This window comes from Idiomarina sp. H2, from assembly GCF_004364275.1.
Taxonomy (GTDB): Bacteria; Pseudomonadota; Gammaproteobacteria; order Enterobacterales; family Alteromonadaceae; genus Idiomarina; species Idiomarina loihiensis.
In genome coordinates this window covers 26,568-43,870 of sequence record NZ_SNZY01000008.1, presented here as the reverse complement: position 1 = coordinate 43,870, position 17,303 = coordinate 26,568, and the positions used below count along the sequence as shown (strand labels likewise).

The 17,303-nt window shown below is 47.6% G+C and carries 17 protein-coding genes; 2 read left to right on the top strand and 15 right to left on the bottom strand.

What is annotated here, in order from left to right; all coding sequences use genetic code 11:
- From gspH to gspC, 6 genes are read right to left on the bottom strand one after another with little or no spacing between them, the layout of a single operon-like run.
- Window positions 1-567 carry a type II secretion system minor pseudopilin GspH gene (gene gspH, locus DET62_RS11070; RefSeq protein ID WP_228757973.1) on the bottom strand — a complete coding sequence of 189 codons (567 nt, stop codon included), beginning with the start codon at window positions 565-567 and terminating at the stop codon, window positions 1-3.
- Window positions 542-979: a type II secretion system major pseudopilin GspG gene (gene gspG / locus DET62_RS11065; protein WP_011235251.1), complete on the bottom strand. Its 438-nt coding sequence runs from the start codon at window positions 977-979 to the stop codon at window positions 542-544. Before gspG ends, gspH begins: the two co-directional genes overlap by 26 nt.
- Window positions 980-981: 2 nt before the next feature.
- A complete protein-coding gene (gene gspF / locus DET62_RS11060; RefSeq protein ID WP_110013931.1) occupies window positions 982-2,208 on the bottom strand; it encodes a type II secretion system inner membrane protein GspF in 1,227 nt (408 codons plus the stop codon).
- A gap of 3 nt (window positions 2,209-2,211) precedes the next feature.
- Window positions 2,212-3,696 carry a type II secretion system ATPase GspE gene (gspE, locus tag DET62_RS11055; RefSeq protein WP_011235253.1) on the bottom strand — a complete coding sequence of 495 codons (1,485 nt, stop codon included), beginning with the start codon at window positions 3,694-3,696 and terminating at the stop codon, window positions 2,212-2,214.
- Window positions 3,689-5,806 carry a type II secretion system secretin GspD gene (gene gspD / locus DET62_RS11050; protein ID WP_110013930.1) on the bottom strand — a complete coding sequence of 706 codons (2,118 nt, stop codon included), beginning with the start codon at window positions 5,804-5,806 and terminating at the stop codon, window positions 3,689-3,691. The genes gspE and gspD overlap by 8 nt, the downstream gene beginning before the upstream one ends.
- Window position 5,807: 1 nt before the next feature.
- The gene (gspC, locus tag DET62_RS11045) at window positions 5,808-6,683 is read right to left on the bottom strand and encodes a type II secretion system protein GspC (protein ID WP_011235255.1); all 876 of its coding nucleotides are present in this window, start codon (window positions 6,681-6,683) and stop codon (window positions 5,808-5,810) included.
- A 150-nt stretch (window positions 6,684-6,833) separates the two neighbouring features.
- Between gspC and hslR the strand changes: the two genes are divergently transcribed.
- Together hslR and hslO are read left to right on the top strand one after the other, a co-directional pair.
- Window positions 6,834-7,235 (top strand): ribosome-associated heat shock protein Hsp15, encoded by a 402-nt coding sequence (gene hslR, locus DET62_RS11040; protein WP_110013929.1) that lies wholly within the window; start codon window positions 6,834-6,836, stop codon window positions 7,233-7,235.
- Between the two features lie 30 nt (window positions 7,236-7,265).
- Window positions 7,266-8,090 carry an Hsp33 family molecular chaperone HslO gene (gene hslO / locus DET62_RS11035; protein ID WP_110013928.1) on the top strand — a complete coding sequence of 275 codons (825 nt, stop codon included), beginning with the start codon at window positions 7,266-7,268 and terminating at the stop codon, window positions 8,088-8,090.
- A gap of 46 nt (window positions 8,091-8,136) precedes the next feature.
- On the opposite strand, the gene der is transcribed toward hslO, so the two are convergent.
- The 9 genes from der to ndk all read right to left on the bottom strand — a co-directional run bounded on the left by der (window position 8,137) and on the right by ndk (window position 17,158).
- Entirely contained in the window at window positions 8,137-9,576 is a 1,440-nt protein-coding gene (gene der, locus DET62_RS11030; protein ID WP_034822384.1) for a ribosome biogenesis GTPase Der, read from the bottom strand.
- A 3-nt stretch (window positions 9,577-9,579) separates the two neighbouring features.
- Window positions 9,580-10,821, bottom strand: a complete 1,242-nt coding sequence (bamB, locus tag DET62_RS11025) for an outer membrane protein assembly factor BamB (RefSeq protein ID WP_110013927.1) — start codon at window positions 10,819-10,821, stop codon at window positions 9,580-9,582.
- Entirely contained in the window at window positions 10,821-11,435 is a 615-nt protein-coding gene (locus DET62_RS11020) for a tetratricopeptide repeat protein (protein ID WP_011235260.1), read from the bottom strand. The genes bamB and DET62_RS11020 overlap by 1 nt, the downstream gene beginning before the upstream one ends.
- A 4-nt stretch (window positions 11,436-11,439) precedes the next feature.
- A complete protein-coding gene (hisS, locus tag DET62_RS11015; RefSeq protein ID WP_110013926.1) occupies window positions 11,440-12,717 on the bottom strand; it encodes a histidine--tRNA ligase in 1,278 nt (425 codons plus the stop codon).
- Window positions 12,718-12,789: 72 nt separating this feature from the next.
- Window positions 12,790-13,908, bottom strand: a complete 1,119-nt coding sequence (gene ispG, locus DET62_RS11010; protein ID WP_011235262.1) for a flavodoxin-dependent (E)-4-hydroxy-3-methylbut-2-enyl-diphosphate synthase — start codon at window positions 13,906-13,908, stop codon at window positions 12,790-12,792.
- A 16-nt stretch (window positions 13,909-13,924) separates the two neighbouring features.
- The gene (locus DET62_RS11005) at window positions 13,925-15,022 is read right to left on the bottom strand and encodes a RodZ domain-containing protein (RefSeq protein WP_110013925.1); all 1,098 of its coding nucleotides are present in this window, start codon (window positions 15,020-15,022) and stop codon (window positions 13,925-13,927) included.
- 20 nt (window positions 15,023-15,042) lie between these two features.
- Window positions 15,043-15,498, bottom strand: coding sequence for a tetratricopeptide repeat protein (locus tag DET62_RS11000; protein WP_110013924.1), 456 nt, complete (start codon window positions 15,496-15,498; stop codon window positions 15,043-15,045).
- Window positions 15,499-15,531: 33 nt separating this feature from the next.
- Window positions 15,532-16,668, bottom strand: coding sequence for a bifunctional tRNA (adenosine(37)-C2)-methyltransferase TrmG/ribosomal RNA large subunit methyltransferase RlmN (locus DET62_RS10995; RefSeq protein WP_011235265.1), 1,137 nt, complete (start codon window positions 16,666-16,668; stop codon window positions 15,532-15,534).
- 58 nt (window positions 16,669-16,726) lie between these two features.
- A complete protein-coding gene (gene ndk, locus DET62_RS10990; RefSeq protein WP_011235266.1) occupies window positions 16,727-17,158 on the bottom strand; it encodes a nucleoside-diphosphate kinase in 432 nt (143 codons plus the stop codon).
- Between the last annotated feature and the right edge of the window lie 145 nt (window positions 17,159-17,303).

Genomic DNA, 17,303 nt, shown 5'->3' with positions numbered 1-17,303 from the left:
TTACTCCGGAGCCTCGGCAGAAATACTGACTTGCCAGCTGTTTTCAGCAATAAGCCAACGTTCAGCATCGGGGTCGTTTAAATGCTCAATATGCACTTCAAACAAAGTCATTTCACCACTGGGCAGAATCAGAATATCGGGAATGATGCTGTCTTCGTCACTTTCCTCAGCAAACAACCCGCTACTCAGCGATTCGTTTTGTTCTAATATCTTCAGACCCCGGCTAGTAAACTGCCAGCGTAATGGCCATTCTGTTTCCTGCGCCCGCAAGCCACGAGCGTTTTGTTCGCGCCATTGCTCATCTTTCCAGAATAAGAAACGATAGCCATCTTCTTGAAACTTTAATCCGAGAGGTTGTTGTCGAACCATGGCGTATTCGCGCGCATAGTTTAGCTGTTGACGTAAACTCACGGCCGCATTTTGAGGAGAATCCTGCCCCCTTTCACCACCGGGCAGTGTAAACATGACAGCGCTGGCGATGAGACCAAGAATGGCCATCACCAGCATGACTTCAATTAAAGTAAAACCAACTGAACAACGCTTATTGATCACGATTGTTGTTGCCAATCATCCAGTTGCCAAAATCGTCATCTGTTCCGGGCTGACCGTCCGGGCCCGGGGAAAAAATATCAACATCATCGTACTGCCCCGGGTTCAGGAGTAAATAGTCATTGCCGTAAGGGTCCTGCGGTAAACGACGAATATAACCGCCACTGCGGTAGCTGCGAGGCTGCGGATCCATGTTCGGTTCATTGACTAAAGCCTCAAGTCCCTGCTCGGTCGTTGGAAACATACCGTTGTCTAAGTGATACTGAGCCAGTGCGTTTTCTAAAGCGACAATATCGGCTATCACTTTTTGCTCGTTGGCCTTTTCCTGATTACCGAGTACATTTGGTAACACCATAGTGGCCAAAATACCGATAATGGCAATAACCACCATTACTTCGACCAATGAAAAACCTTGTTGATTACGTCTCATAGCTAAAGCCCTACACTATTATTTAATTGTAAAATGGGTTGAATGATAGACAGCACAATAAAGAAGACGATACCTGCCATCGTCACTATCAACACCGGCTCAAATACTTTTAAGCTAACCGACACCAGATTTTCAAATTCTTTGTCCTGATTATCGGCTGAACGTTTTAACATTTGTTCCAGTTCACCTGACTTCTCACCTGCCGCTATCATGTGCAGCATCATTGGTGGGAACAACCCCGTTTCCTGCAACGCACCGCGCATTGACGCCCCTTCGCGAACGCGTCCGGCCGCTTCATCTACCGCCTGGCGTATGGCTAAATTACCAATCACTGAAGAGGTAATGCGTAACCCGTCAAGCAAGGGTACCGCCGAGGACGTCAGTATACTTAAAGTCCGGGCAAAACGGGCGGTACTCACACCTCTTATGACCTTACCCAGCATGGGAAGTTTTAACAGCCTGCGATGATATTTCAGGCGGTTCTTTTCATTTCTCAACCACTGGTTAAAGGCCACCAATACCAAAGCAATACCAATAAGTAACCACAGCCCCCAGTTTTGCAAAAATTCACTAATGGCTATCATCGCCAGAGTGGTTGGCGGCAAGTCCTGGCCCATGGTTGAAAAGTTATCCACTATTTGCGGCACAATAGAAACCAACAGAAAAACCACAATGCCAATGGCAACCAAAGTCAGCATAAGCGGATAAATTAGCGCCTGAGTCAGCTGGCTTTTCATGTGTTGACGTTGCTCAGTATAGTTTGCCAGTTCATCCAGTACGGTATCTAAATGGCCGGATTTTTCACCTGCAGCGACCATTGCGGTATATAAAGAATCAAAAACACCGGGAAACTCCGACATAGCTTCGGCAAGGCCATAACCTTCAACCACTTTACTGCGTACCGACATCAGTAACTTTTTCAGGCGCGGCTTTTCGGTTTGATCAGCAACCGCTAACAATGCCTGCTCAATGGGCAACGCTGAACCTACTAAGGTGGATAACTGACGGGTAATTAATGCCAAGTCCTGCGCTTTAACCTTACGCTGTGGAAGCCCAAACCGGGGCTGTAAGGTTTTCTTTCTGTCTTGATCAGCGGCAGGTTGAATGGTTAAAGGCATTAAGCCTTTTTCACGCAATAACTGACGTACCTGTCGCTCAGTATCGGCTTCCAGTACGCCCTTTTTCTTTCTGCCGCTAGCTTCAACGGCTTGGTATTCAAATGCTGCCACCCTCTACTCCTCGCGGGTAACCCGCAGCACTTCTTCCAGCGTTGTCTTGCCTTTCAGTACTTTTGCTAATCCGTCCTGGCGAATACCGGGCGTCGACTGGCGAATATACTTTTCAATAGACTGTTCGCCGTGACCGTTATGGACTAACTCACGTACATGGTCGTCCACCAGCAGCAGTTCGTGAATACCGGTTCGTCCACGATAACCGGTGTGATTGCATCGTTCACAACTCCCTGCACGATAAATCACACTCGTATCTGAAGCATCAAGGCCCAGCATATTCTTTTCTTCGTCATCAGGCTGGTGCGGCTGTTTGCACTCGCTACAGAGTGTCCGCACCAGGCGCTGTGATAACACCGCCAATAAGCTCGATGAAAGCAGGAAAGGTTCTACTCCCATGTCTTCCAGACGAGTAATAGCACCGGCGGCTGTATTGGTGTGCAATGTAGACAAGACCAGGTGACCGGTGAGCGACGCCTGCACAGCAATCTGCGCGGTTTCGACATCACGTATCTCACCAACCATCACTACGTCCGGGTCCTGGCGCAAAATAGCGCGCAAGCCGCGGGCGAAGGTCATATCCACCCGAGGGTTAACCTGAGTCTGCCCAATACCATCAATGGCGTATTCTATAGGATCTTCGACGGTCAGAATATTACGGTCTTTAGAATTAATTTCGCTCAGTCCGGCATACAACGTCGTACTTTTACCTGAGCCCGTCGGGCCGGTTACCAAAATAATGCCGTGGGGTTTGTAAATCAGTTCCTGGAAAATTTTTCGGTTCCCGTCAGTCATTCCCAGTTCAGTCAAGTTAAGCCTTGCGTTGTTCTTATCCAGCAAACGCAGTACCACCCGCTCGCCATGATTAGACGGCATGGTAGAAACCCGTACATCCACAGCCCGACCGGCAATCAACAAAGAAATACGACCATCCTGTGGAACACGCTTTTCGGCGATATCCAGCTGCGCCATTACTTTTATGCGCGACACCAGCAGCGATGACAACTTACGGTTTGGTCGTAAAACTTCGCGCAAAACGCCGTCTATGCGAAAACGTATAAGCAAAGCTTTCTCAAAAGTCTCAATGTGAATATCCGAAGCGCCTTCTTTTATCGCTTCACTCAACATCGCATTAATTAGCTTAATAATAGGCGCGTCGTCTTCGCTTTCGAGCAAATCTTCGGTCTGCGGCAGCTCATCAGCAAGAGAGAATAAATCGGACTCATTGCCAATGTCTTCCATTAACTGCTGGGCTTCCGATGAGTCTCGTTGATACGCACGAGTTAACAGGCTTTCAAAGTCGCTTGCGGCATGCTCCTGAAGAGTGACCGGCTGACCCAACGCGCGCCTAACTTCTTTTAACGCAGCAGCCGAAATACCTGCACGGCAATGCAAAATTAACGGCTCACCCTGCTCAACCACCACGCCAAAGCGTTTAGCAAAGCTAAACGGGAGGCGAGCTGTTGCAATGGCACTGGCTTCAGTCATTTTGCGGCTCTTCATTCTGTTCGTCGCTTTCTTGGTTACCCTTTTCGTCGCTGCTCTTCTCGCTACCCTGCTTTTTCAGGTATTCGTCAAAGCCTGGCGGTAAAGTAAGCTCACTGTCCCAGTCGTTAAGCAACGGTGAATCCTCAGAGGGCATTAGCGAGATACCGCGCGAACGTTCATCCAGTTGCAGCGCCCGCATATAGTTGTATTTTGCTGAACTTAACTCACGCATGCGGTTACCGTCACGGACTATGGTTGGACGGATAAAGACCATCAGATTGCGCTTTTGCTTAGAGGTTGAAGTAGAGCTAAATAACTTACCTAAAATAGGGATGTCACCCAAAATAGGAACTTTGGATACAGATTCCTGCACGTCTTCGTCAATCAGACCGCCCAGTACAATGGTCTCGCCATCGTCAGCCATGACCGTGGTTTTCAGTTCCCGCTTATTAATAATAACGTCAACTGCAGTAGCGCCGCTTAAACTGGACACTTCCTGTTCTATCGTCATTTGTACGGCGTCCCCCTCGTTAATTTGAGGCGTTACCTTTAACTTAATACCTATCTCGGTACGATCAACCGTCTGGAACGGGTTGTCGTTGTTATCACCCGTAGTAGAGCCACTAATAGTGGGGACTTCCTGACCGACCAAAAAGCTCGCTTCTTCGTTATCTACGGTAACAATACTGGGCGTCGCCAGAATATTTGAGCGAGTATCCTGAGTAACGGCCTGAACCACCGCTGCCCAGTCGTTCTGAATGGTGCCGAACATCATACCGTTTACCGAGCCCAATAAATTCGCCAGCAACGAGACATCACCAGGTTCATCCGGTTCTGTCGTCGTCACCTCGACTCCTCCATCTGTTATCCGGGTCGTCGTTGTACCTTCCCTTTCACGTGCTTGATAAGCACCCGCGGCCAAACTCCCGATAGGTACCTGATTACCATTATTATATTGAACCATACCGCCGTCTTCACTGATCCACTGCACGCCAAAGTCAACGTTATCGCCTTCCATAATTTCGACAATAATAGCTTCAACCTGAACCTGAGCACGGCGGATGTCTAAGTCCCTAATCACTTTTTCCAGCGACGCCAGCATGTCTTTTTGAGCGGTAATGACCACCGAGTTTGTCGGCTCATGCGGGCTGATACTGACCGTTTCATCACCTCCGGTACGACGGCGCTGAGTTGCATTACCGGTACCGGACTGTTGCTCGACTTCGGCCTGAATAGAACGGCTGACATCTTTCAACACCTCAACTACTTCAGGTGCTTTCGCATACTTTAAGTAGAAAACACGAGTGTTACCTTCGGTTTTTAAGTCCTGATCAAGCTGTTTAATCAACTTAACGACGCGGGCACGGGCACGAGGCTCACCGCTAACAATAACGCTATTACTGCGCTCATCAGCAACAATTTTAGGAATAAGTAACGCCGGTACGCCTTCATTATTTTTCTCGAACAGCGACTGAGCTATACGAACAATTTCACTGGCTGACGCATACTCAAGACTAATCATATCAACATCTTGATCGCCAGCCCGGTCCACCCGCTCAATAATCTCTACTAAACGCTGCACGGTTTCAGCGCGCCCGGTCATCATGATCACATTTGATGGGTCATAACTGACGACCATACCGCCACCGCTTTGGTCATTTAGCTGACGCAATAAAGGAGCAAGCTCCCGTACGGAGACATTCTCTACCGGCACAACCCGGGTCACCATTGTGTCGCCCAGCATTTTTGTGTCACTACCAATAACAGGCAGCGAAGAGGTTTTTGCGTCTTTATCACGAATGACTTTCAGGACACCGGACTCCATTTCAACAGTGGCAAATCCGTAGACCTCAAGAACATTAAGAAAAAACTGATAGTACTGCTCTTCATCCATCACATCATAGCTGCGCACATCTATTTTGCCCCGCACGTTAGGGTCGATAATGATGGTTTTACCTAAGTTTCGGCCGACAACCTGAATAAACTCGTTAATATCAGTATTTTTAAAACTGGCGGCATATTCTTCGCTGCTTAATGGTGAACTCATCAGTGTTAATGCCAAACCGAGAGCTCCCAACCATGCTTTTAAGCCACTCTTTGCCACTGTCATATCAATTATCCTGTTTTACCGGTAGCTCAAACGACAGTTCCATCCTTTCACCGCCGCGCTCAATTTCTATGGTAACCCGCTCTTGTTCCGACAGTTCCTGACTAGCAAGCATGGCCTGCTCCATGTCGGTCAAATCGTAGCCGTTAATCGCCACTGCAAGATCACCATTCTGGAATCCAGCATCCCGAAATAACTCGGGGTTCTTGCCTGAATTCAGTTTGTATCCTTTTAACTCGCCATTAATTTGTACTGGCGAAATATTCACGTAATCGAGTAACGACGAAGGATTATCAGCAACCTGGGCCAACTGTTGTTCAACAGTCGCATCATCATTAACCGGATTGCTGTCATCACTATCGACAGGTACCAGCGCACCAGAGTTATCTGAGTCACCTACAATTAAAGACAGTGCAGGCCTGTCCTCACCAATGTCTTCCATTTTCAACGTTTCTAATCGGCCGTTATTATCAAGAATAACGCGATCGGCATGAATCTCTTCTACAGTCACCGATGAACTGCCCAGGCTCTCACCAATAATGTAGGTTTGTTGCTTGCTGCCTTGCTGAATAATAGCTGCTGAACGTTCAGGGTTAGAGCTGGCAGAGACGCCTATCAGACGGACGTTTAATGATGTTTTCGGCGCATTTTGAACGCTTTTAGGACGGTTCCCCCGCTCTGCTGCTCCGAAAAGATTCAGCGTCGTTAAAGTCTCTAAATTCATCGAACCAGTTGCAGTAGAATCAACCGTAACTATAGGTAACACCGCGCTGTCGTCAGGCTCTGCAGGGTTAATCAGTGACCAGGTAAACCGGGCCAGCAATACCGCAACCAAAAACCATGCGAAAGCCGTTAGCGCTTGCATTAAGCGGCGCCACATTTGAGTATCTTTAAATATTTGTTGGAGTCGGGCAGTCACTTTATTCTTATTCTTGTTACACTGACAAAAGGCGATTCATGCATTCTAGCGCAGGCGACATGAGTCAACAATCGATTAACACAAAGTTTATAACGAATTCGTTGCGTTTTTATGACAAAAACTCGAAAAGAAAGCCCCATTCGTCTGGATAAATGGCTGTGGGCAGCAAGATTCTACAAAACCAGAGCACTTGCCCGACAAATGATTCAGTCAGGCAAAGTACATTATGACGGGCAACGTAGCAAGCCTTCTAAGGTAGTGCAGGTTGGCGCTATTATCACTTTGCGGCAGGGCTTCGATACAAAAGAAGTTGAAGTCATGGAGCTAAGTGAGCAACGCCGCGGTGCCAGCGAGGCGCAACTACTCTACAGAGAAACTCCTGAGAGCATAGAAAAGCGCGAGAAAAATGCGGAAGCAAGAAAGCTTAATGCGTTGTATAATCCGCACCCGGATGGACGGCCAGATAAAAAACAGCGCCGTCAACTTATCAGAATGAAAGATAGCGGTGAATAAATCGCTTGTTGTCGATAAACAGGAGTGCCCATGGAATACCCAACTGATCAATTGTCACGCTACACCTTTGAAGAGCAAGATGTGCGAGGTGAGCTCGTTCAGTTGACCAGCAGCTATCAAACTTTGCTCCGTGGTCATAACTATCCTGCACCTGTTCAGGAGTTACTTGGGCAAATGATGGCCGCAGTATCACTACTAACTGCCACTTTAAAGTTTGAAGGCCATATTGCGGTGCAACTTCAGGGCGATGGGCCACTTAACTTTATTGCGGTTAATGGCAATCATAATCAGGAGTTAAGAGGCATCGCACGATTAAAATCCGAGCTTGGTGCAACGGATTTACAATCGATGATAGGAAAAGGTCAGTTGGTCATTACCTTAACCCCGGATACTGGTGAACGTTATCAGGGCGTTGTCGGCGCAGATGCCGATTCCATTTCTGAGATGCTCGAAAACTACTTCGAACAGTCAGAGCAATTGCACACCCGGGTTTGGTTATATGCCGATGGCGAACACGCCGCAGGCATGTTGTTACAACGCCTGCCCGCAACAGGGAAGGACTTAACCGGGTTCGAACATTTGGCCACTTTAACCGATACGATTACTGCCAAAGAAATTTTCACACTACCGGCTGAAGAGCTATTGCATCGTCTTTATCATGAAGAGCAAGTGCATCTGTACCCGTCACAGGAAGTCAGCTTTGTTTGCGGCTGCTCGCGTGAACGCACGTTAGAGGCATTGGCTTCAGTTAGCCCGGAAGAAATTCAGGAAATTTTAGCCGAGGAAGGCGAAATTATGATGACCTGTGATTATTGCCTGACCGAGTACCGTTTTAGCCCCTCAGACTTTAATTAATAGATAAAGAAAAGCCTGCTCAATTAGCAGGCTTTCTCGTTTAAAACTATTTTTTCTTCTTCAGAAACTTCATCAAGCGTCTGCGTTTTCGCTGCTGCGACAAAGTAAGTTGGTTTTTCTTACCTTCATAAGGGTTAACCGGTTCACGGAATTCTACTTTTATTGGCGTACCCATAACGCCCAGAGATTTCCGGAAGTAGTTAATTAAATAGCGCTGATAAGCCCCCGGTAAATCCTTTACCTGGTTGCCATGAATAATAATACGTGGTGGATTATAGCCACCTGCGTGCGCATATTTAAGTTTCACCCGGCGACCGCTCACCAGTGGCGGCTGATGCTCTTCCTGCGCCATTTCCATTATTTTCGTTAGCTTAGAGGTACTAATGCGTTGTGTTGCGCTGGCATAAGCCTCTTCAACCGACTCAAATAAATGACCAACACCTGTACCGTGCAGCGCGGAAATAAAATGCAAACGGGCGAAGTCAACGAAGCCTAAGCGTCTATCCAGCTCGCGCTTTATCTCTTCTTTGTGGTCGTTTTGCAAACCATCCCACTTATTCACCGCAATAACAATTGAACGACCGGCATTTAATGCAAAGCCAATTAAGTTGAGATCCTGATCACTGATAGTTTCACGTGCATCAACGACAATAAGGACAACGTTTGCATCCTCAATTGCCTGCAGGGTCTTAACCACCGAAAACTTCTCGATAGCCTCACCAATACGCCCACGCCGACGGACTCCTGCGGTATCAATCAGAACATATTCCCGCTCGTTCCGCTGCATAGGAATATACACGGAATCGCGAGTAGTGCCTGGCATGTCATAAACGACAACCCGCTCTTCACCTAATATGCGATTGATTAAAGTTGATTTACCGACGTTCGGACGACCAACAATAGCCAGTTTAAGTGGCAGCTTATCGTAGTCTATTTCATCATGCTCTAGCTCTTCAGACTCAACGTCCTTGGGCACGATAACATCGGGGTATTCTTCCGCTATTGGCTTAAAGCAAATTTCCAGTAACTGCTCAACACCACGGCCATGAGCCGCCGCAATACCGTAAAGTTCGCCTAAAGATAACGAATAGAAGTCGGCCATTGCCGAATGGGCATCAATACCGTCAATTTTATTACAGACCAGGTAAACTTTCTTATTCTGCTTACGCAAATGGTCAGCAATGGCTTGATCACCAACGGTAACACCGTCACGCGCGTCCACCATGAAAAGAACCACATCGGCTTCGTCAACAGCAAGCAGCGACTGCTTTGCCATTTCTTCGTCAATGCCTTCTTCATCACCATGAATACCACCGGTATCAATAACAATAAATTGATAACCGTCGTAATTTGCCTGACCGTATTTACGATCCCGGGTTAACCCGGGAAAGTCCGCTACCAGTGCGTCGCGAGTTCGCGTTAAACGATTAAAAAGCGTGGATTTCCCCACATTTGGGCGCCCGACGAGCGCGACAACAGGTAACATCTCTTATTCATTTCCTGATTGAGTATCGAGCGCGATGATATCACCGTCCCGAGTTTGTACATACATAATGTTGTTATCCACGACAGGAGCAACATAGACTCCATCGCCGCCAACGTCGTAACGACCAACAATGTTGCCGGTTTCACTGTCCAGCCAATGCAAGTAGCCTTCAAAGTCACCAACAACAATATTACCGCGATGCCATGCGGGCGCGCTTAGCTTACGCCCAAACAGCTCGGTGTTACTCCAACGCTCAATACCACCGCTCTGGTCAAGTGAGTAAACGTGGCTGTTCACATCGGTTAAGAAAATTCGGCCACTAGTCACCAACATGTTTTCAAATGCTTTGTAGTCGCGTTTCCAACGTACTTCGCCACTCATGAGTTCAAGCGCGACCAGCTCTCCGTTAAACGCAACCATATACAAGGTAGTTCCCTGCGTAGCGGGTTTTGCGTCAACGTCGGCTAAACGCTCCAGCTCGGTACTTCCGCTGGGCTTACCGATAGGCTGACTCCAGGCTTGTTGTCCGCTGTCAGCAATTAGCACCATACCGGAACCGTTGCTGTCGCCAACTACAATACCGCCACTGATAATTGCCGGAGCCGATGCCCCACGCACCGTCAGCATGGGGGTCTGATATTCGTATTCCCATTGCTCTTCACCGGTTTCAGCGTCCAGGCTAATGACTTTTCCGCCACCGGTATGCACAACCACACGTCCCTCACCAACAGCAGGATCTGACATGACTTCGTTGTTCACTTCGGTATGCCAGACGACATCACCAGTTTCAGCATCCAGAGCAACGACGTCACCATTTTCAGTACCCAGAAAAACACGGTCGTAGCGAGCAACTAAGCCACCCGATATACGCGCGGGAAAAGGGCTTGCGAATAAGCCGCTGAACCAGCCTTCGTCGGTTGCTTCATCAAATGTAATGCGCTGACGTAGATCAATTCGCCAAAGGCGTTCACCTGTGGACTTATCAAATGCGCTGACGATGCCATTTCGGTCGGCGGCGAAAACCTTGCCATATTCAACCACAGGATTCAGTCGGGAGAAGTGCTCACCTATACCGCTTCCAACTGAGGCGTCCCATAAAACTTTTGCTTGTACTTGCTCGGAAATAGGCTGAAGTACAGCAAACTTAGGCTCTTCATCATCGTCGCCGAATATAGAGCAACCACTAACAAGAACTGCAGCAGTCAATAACAAACTGCCTTTGGTAAAGCGTTTAATCAATTGCATTATGACTTAACCAGGCTGTTGAGTTTCATTTGCAGCGCCGGAGTCAATGACTCACCAGCCTGCAATGCGCGTTCGTATGCGGCACGAGCTTCTTCGGTATTACCCTGCTCAGCCAAAATGTCGCCTTCAAGCTCTGCGGCAAAGCCCGCATAAGCTTCTGGCAACGGTTTCTTAACCAGACTTAAAGCAGCGTCAAGCTGTTCCTGAGCAATTAATACCCGAGCTAACCGGATACTGGCTAAGGCCGACATGTTTTCGTCTTCAGCGCTGTCGACTACCGACTGTAACGCAGTAACCGCTGTTGCTAAGTCAGCGCGCTCCACCGAGTGCTGAGCCAACTGCAAAGCCACCAACTGCGCGTAAACATTTTTGGGGTTCTCGCTGACAAACTCTTGCGCTTCCAGTACCGCGTTCTCGCTACCTTCAGAGAGTTCGGCCGTCAATTGCTCGTAATTTGCTGAAGCACGCTGCTGAGTTTCCAGCGTATGCTGGTCATAATAACGCCAGCCATAAAACAAACCAAAGCCAATAACCACGCCGGCAACAATACCTTTACCGTGTTCTTTCCAAAACTCTTTTAAACGTTCTACTTGTTGTTCTTCGGTATTATCCACCTGACTACCCTCTTGTCAGCGGCTGCAGAAACTCAATAAGTGCCTGCCAGCCCAGAGTTTGTTGTTCTTCAGCAGTGCGTAACGGTTTTACGGTTACCTGCTGCTGAGCGATTTCATCCGCACCGATAATGAGTGCCACTTGTGCACCCGACTTATCGGCTTTCTTCATTTGTTTCTTCATAGAACCGCCACCACAGTGGCTTACCAGTCGCAGTTCCGGCAACTCATTTCTCAGCTGTTCGGCAATTCGCGGGGCATTTAGTTCCGCTTCTTCGCCTAGCGGCATTAAGTAAGCATCAACCACTCGTCTTGGGGTGAGCTTACCTTGTTCCTGTAGCAACAGCACCAAACGTTCCATGCCCATGGCAAAACCGACTGCAGGCGTAGCCTTACCGCCTAATTGTTCAACCAGACCGTCATAACGACCACCGGCACAAACAGTTCCCTGAGCGCCCAGAGCCGTGGTAACCCATTCAAACACGGTACGGTTGTAATAATCCAGACCACGAACCAAACGTTCGTTTAAGGTATACGAAATACCGGCAGCTTCCAGGCGAGCGGTTAATTGCTCAAAATGCTCTTTTGACTCAGCGTCCCAGTATTCGGATAGACTTGGCGCACCTTGCAGAATCTTCTGGGTATTTTCATCTTTACTGTCCAGAATACGCAGCGGGTTACTTTCGAGCCTGCGTTTACTGTCTTCATCCAGCTCACTTTCATAGTCAGACAAGTAGGCTTTTAACGCATCGCGGTAATTCGCCCTAGCTTCATTAGACCCCAGAGAGTTCAGTTGCAGCTCTACCTGATCGGCAAGACCAAACTCACGCCATAATCTGGCTGAAAGCAGAATAACTTCCGCGTCGGCATCGGCGCTTTCTAAACCAAAGGTTTCAATACCAAACTGATGAAACTGGCGATAACGACCTTTTTGCGGACGTTCGTAACGGAACATAGGCCCCATGTACCACAAACGCTGAATTTGGTTGTACAACAAACCGTGCTGATTACCCGCACGCACGCAGCTCGCTGTCCCTTCCGGACGCAAGGTTACGCTTTCGCCATTGCGGTCATCAAAGGTATACATTTCTTTTTCGACAATATCGGTAACTTCACCAATAGAGCGTTTAAACAGTTGTGTGCTTTCCAGCACTGGCATACGGATTTCGCTATACCCGTAGCTTGCAGCAACACGCCGTATTACTGCTTCAACCTGCTGCCAGGCCGGACTCTGCTCTGGCAACAAATCATTCATGCCACGAATTGCTTGGATTGTATTCGCCACGGAACCTTCTCGTCTGGTTATCGATACAGAAAATAAGCGGGTATTATAGGGACTTTGTCGATGCGGGTAAAATCAACCGTTAATTTCTTTTACGTCAATTTTATTAGCTTCAATGAACTTAACCTGTTCGCGAATTTGAGCTTCCAGCTCATCCACTAAATTTTGGTTGTCCAGCCGGAGTTTTTGGCGTGCTCCGCCAATGTACAAGCCACTTTTGTTTTTTGCTCCGGCAAGACCTACGTGCGATACCAGAGCCTCGCCCGGACCATTAACCACACAGCCTATAATTGAAACATCCATGGGAATAGTAATATCTTCAAGACGTTCCTCTAAGGCATTAACGGTGTTGATAACATCGAACTCTTGTCTGGAACAACTTGGGCAGGCAATAAAATTAATGCCCCGCGCACGAATACGCAGTGACTTTAATATATCAAAGCCAACTTTAATTTCTTCAACAGGGTCGGCAGCGAGCGAAACTCGCAGCGTGTCACCAATACCCTCTGCCAGCAACATGCCTAAACCAACTGAGGACTTAACCGCACCGCTACGCTTACCGCCAGCTTCGGTAATACCTAAGTGCAGTGGTTGATCAATTTTCTGTGCCAGTAAGCGATACGATTCAACGGCTAAAAATACATCGGAAGCTTTAACGCTGACTTTAAAATCGTAAAAGTCCAGCTTATAGAGAATATTGACATGCCGCATTGCGGATTCGACTAACGCCTCAGCTGTGGGTTCCCCATACTTTTCTTGTAGATCTTTTTCTAACGAACCGCCATTAACTCCAATACGAATTGGAATGTTACGCTCACGTGCTGCATCTACTACAGCTTTAATTCTGTCTTCGTGACCAATATTGCCCGGATTAATACGTAGGCAATCCGCACCATATTCGGCAACTTTAAGCGCAATACGGTAATCAAAATGAATGTCAGTGACTAAAGGCACTGGACTGCGCTGCTTTATTTGCTTAAAAGCTTCGGCGGCTTCCATTGTTGGTACAGACACACGAACAATATCGGCACCAGCTTGAGCCAGCGCTTCGATTTGCGCTACGGTCGCATCAACATCGGTTGTTTCAGTATTTGTCATGGACTGCACAGCAATCGGTGCGCCATCGCCAATAGGCACATTACCTACATACAAGCGGCGTGAAGGACGGCGTTTAATTGGATTTTCGTGCATCATAACCTTAAATTGACCTCTACTGCTCTTCTGACGGTACGGTAAAGCGCGCGACGCGACCAGTCCGGAACTGATCCATATTAAAGGCATTACCGTTAAAGCTGACATTAACAGCTTCAGGTTTACACAGTGTTACTGAAAAAGGCGCTTCGCCAGGGACTGGCATACGGTAGCCTGCAGCCTTTACACCAACAGCCTGAGTTTCACCGGAAGCATCATCAATTTTAACCCAGCATTCTTCATTAAACTCTAACACCAGGCTGGCTGAAACCGCTTCTGGTTGCGGCGACGACTCAACAGCTTCTGACTCGACCGAAGTTTCAGCTTGGTTATCTGTCTGCTCGGCAGTTTCAGTTGGTAACTCTTGGGTATCGTTAACATCATTAGCCGCCGAATCAGTGTTAGCGGCCTGCGATTCGTCGTTATTCTCGTTGTCATTCTCGCCGCTTTCACTAACGGGTTCTTGTACCGACTCGACCGCAACATTCGTGTCATCAGCTTCAACTTCTGACTCTAATATAGCTTCATCTTCATTCGGCGCAATTTGTGGCTCTGTCGGCTGGTTTGAAATTTCAATATCACCGACGTTATCAGCTTCATCATCAGTATTTACCGGAGAAACTTCTGAACTTTCCTGCGTGCCAGTTTCGCCTTCACTAAAACCAAGATCCGGCTCTTGCCACCACCAAATAACCAAGGCCACAACAATAATGATAACCACATAAGTGATTAACATTAAGCGGTTGTCGCTTTCTTCATGCTTTTTACGTCTTGAGAAGCTCTGCATCTGGCTGCTTTCAACTTCTTTATAGCCTCTGGCTTTATAAGCCTCAAATAGCTCGGTATCGTCTAAATCAAGCAGTTTGGCGTAGGAGCGTAAATAACCTTTAATAAAGGTTGCCGTAGAGAAAGTTGAATAATCATCGGCTTCCAGCAATTCAATAATCTGCTTTCGCAAACGCAACTGGTCTGCAACCTCGCGTTGCTCTAAACCTTTAGCTTCACGAGCTTCTCTCAGAATTTCACCAGGACCTTTACTCGGCTTTTGCTCTGTTTCTTGTGCCGCTTCCGATTCTGGCTTTTTGTTATCTTGTGTTGATTCGTTTTCAGCAGTCATGATTGTAAGGGGTTTCCCTGTTATGGTTGAGCTGCGTCGTGACCTACCCGAGCCAGACATTCGGCTTTATTGGCCTCAGCTCTGGCATGATGTGGATACGCTGGATCCAATGTCACTTTATCAAAATACCTGAGTGCTTTTTCCCAGTCACCAGCCACACACAGTGCAACCGCATAGTTATTGTACAATGCACCGCTCATAGGTTGCCATGATAATGTCTGTTGGTAAAGTGACAAAGCAGAATCAACGTCATTTGTCGCTAAATACCATTGCCCTAAGGCAAGATTGGCATCCAGAGACCGGGGATTGTTCGTCAATGCGGTTTGCAAATGCGGATGCGCAAGCTTCAATTTCCCTTGCGCCAAATAAGCAAGTCCAAGCTGCAACCGTACATCATTACCCACAGATACCGACTGTTCAGGGTTAGCGGTACAACCATATAGCGCTGCGGCTATCAATAATAAAGCGGTTCGCATTATCACACTCCTTGTGCCTGCGATTCTGTTAATTTACGTGGTCTTTACAGCTATTGCTTCCCCACCACGTTGTTTCTGCTGACGTTTCAGTATACGTTTTGTACGATCGATGACATCGCCCACTAATTGCCCGCAAGCTGCATCGATATCATCCCCACGAGTCTTCCGTACCATTACCGTCAAACCGTACTCCATAAGCACTTTGGCAAAACGGTCAATTCGCGAGTTACTGGAGCGTCCGTAGTCCGAACCCGGGAAAGGATTAAATGGAATAAGATTAATTTTACTTGGGGTATCTTTTAAGGTTTTTGCCAGCGCATGTGCCTGATCGGTTGAATCGTTCACATGGTCCAGCATGACATACTCTACCGTTACTTTACGCTGAGCTTTTGACTGCTCAACATAACGACGGCTGGATGCCAGAAATTCTTCAATATTGTACTTCTTATTAATAGGTACAATCTCGTTGCGCAACTCATCGTCTGGCGCGTGCAACGAAATAGCCAACATCACATCAATGCGTTCACGCAGTTTTTCCAACGCAGGAACAACACCTGAAGTACTTAACGTAACGCGGCGTTTGGATAAACCGAAACCCAGGTCATCTAACATTAGCTCCATTGCCGGAACTACATTGTTTAAGTTAAGCAAAGGTTCCCCCATGCCCATCATAACCACGTTCGTTACGGGTTTAATTCCGGTCTTGCCATAAGCCCCTAACAGCTGATTCACCCGCCATACCTGACCGATGATTTCTGCCACACTGAGGTTACGGTTAAAGCCCTGAGCCCCGGTTGAGCAGAAAGTGCATTCTAATGCACAACCAACCTGAGAGGACACGCACAAAGTAGCGCGATCCCCTTCGGGTATCCATACTGTTTCCACGTCCTGACCGTCGAACAGGGTCATGGCGAACTTAATCGTACCGTCCGATGACTGCTGTTGTTCGCGAACTTCAGGCGCGCGTATTTCTGCGACTTGCTTGAGCTTTTCACGCAAGGCTTTATTAAGATTCGTCATCTCATCAAAGTCATCGACACAAAAGTGATACAGCCACTTCATTACCTGTTCAGCACGAAATGGTTTCTCACCCATCTCACGAAAGAACTCTTTAATTCCCTCACGATTCAGGTCGAGTAAGTTCACTTTTTTATCTATTGCGTTGGTCATAAAGCTCCGGTGTTCTGATGTAGCCTGACGTTCCCGTCAGGCTATATTTTCTTACGTCTTAACGAGTGCGCTGGCAAACTTCTTCGTCGCTGAAGAAGTAAGAGATTTCGCGCGCAGCAGATTCAGTTGCATCTGAACCGTGTACCGCATTTTCGTCTATAGTTTCAGCATAGTCGGCACGGATAGTTCCTGCCAGTGCTTCTGCAGGATTCGTAGCACCCATAATGTCACGGTTTTTACGCACAGCGTCTTCACCTTCAAGAACCTGAACAACGATAGGACCTGAAGTCATGAATTCAACCAAAGCGCCAAAGAAAGGACGTTCTTTGTGTTCAGCGTAGAAACCTTCCGCCTGTTCTTTGCTTAAGTGCATCATTTTAGCACCGACAATGCGTAGGCCAGCAGATTCAAAACGGTTGTAGATAGCGCCGATTAAGTTTTTTGCAACTGCATCAGGCTTGATAATTGATAGAGTGCGCTCTAAAGCCATGGTTATAAACTCCAATAAAATAAAGGGATAAATTAGTCGCGCGGATTATACGTGAGATCAGCGCAGAAATCGAATACCCAGTGATTGTTTTTTCACTTATTCTCAGCTAGGATGAGAGAACTTATATAGCCATATGGACGTCTAT

Bases quoted from the DNA above. Each gene is read 5' to 3' on its own strand.
- bamB (WP_110013927.1), bottom strand. From the start codon at position 10,821: ATGCAATTGATTAAACGCTTTACCAAAGGCAGTTTGTTATTGACTGCT.
- gspD (WP_110013930.1), bottom strand. From the start codon at position 5,806: ATGACAGTGGCAAAGAGTGGCTTAAAAGCATGGTTGGGAGCTCTCGGT.
- DET62_RS10995 (WP_011235265.1), bottom strand. From the start codon at position 16,668: ATGACCAACGCAATAGATAAAAAAGTGAACTTACTCGACCTGAATCGT.
- ndk (WP_011235266.1), bottom strand. From the start codon at position 17,158: ATGGCTTTAGAGCGCACTCTATCAATTATCAAGCCTGATGCAGTTGCA.
- ispG (WP_011235262.1), bottom strand. From the start codon at position 13,908: ATGATGCACGAAAATCCAATTAAACGCCGTCCTTCACGCCGCTTGTAT.
- hslR (WP_110013929.1), top strand. From the start codon at position 6,834: ATGACAAAAACTCGAAAAGAAAGCCCCATTCGTCTGGATAAATGGCTG.
- gspG (WP_011235251.1), bottom strand. From the start codon at position 979: ATGAGACGTAATCAACAAGGTTTTTCATTGGTCGAAGTAATGGTGGTT.
- gspC (WP_011235255.1), bottom strand. From the start codon at position 6,683: ATGTGGCGCCGCTTAATGCAAGCGCTAACGGCTTTCGCATGGTTTTTG.
- der (WP_034822384.1), bottom strand. From the start codon at position 9,576: ATGTTACCTGTTGTCGCGCTCGTCGGGCGCCCAAATGTGGGGAAATCC.
- hslO (WP_110013928.1), top strand. From the start codon at position 7,266: ATGGAATACCCAACTGATCAATTGTCACGCTACACCTTTGAAGAGCAA.
- DET62_RS11005 (WP_110013925.1), bottom strand. From the start codon at position 15,022: ATGACTGCTGAAAACGAATCAACACAAGATAACAAAAAGCCAGAATCG.
- gspE (WP_011235253.1), bottom strand. From the start codon at position 3,696: ATGACTGAAGCCAGTGCCATTGCAACAGCTCGCCTCCCGTTTAGCTTT.
- DET62_RS11000 (WP_110013924.1), bottom strand. From the start codon at position 15,498: ATGCGAACCGCTTTATTATTGATAGCCGCAGCGCTATATGGTTGTACC.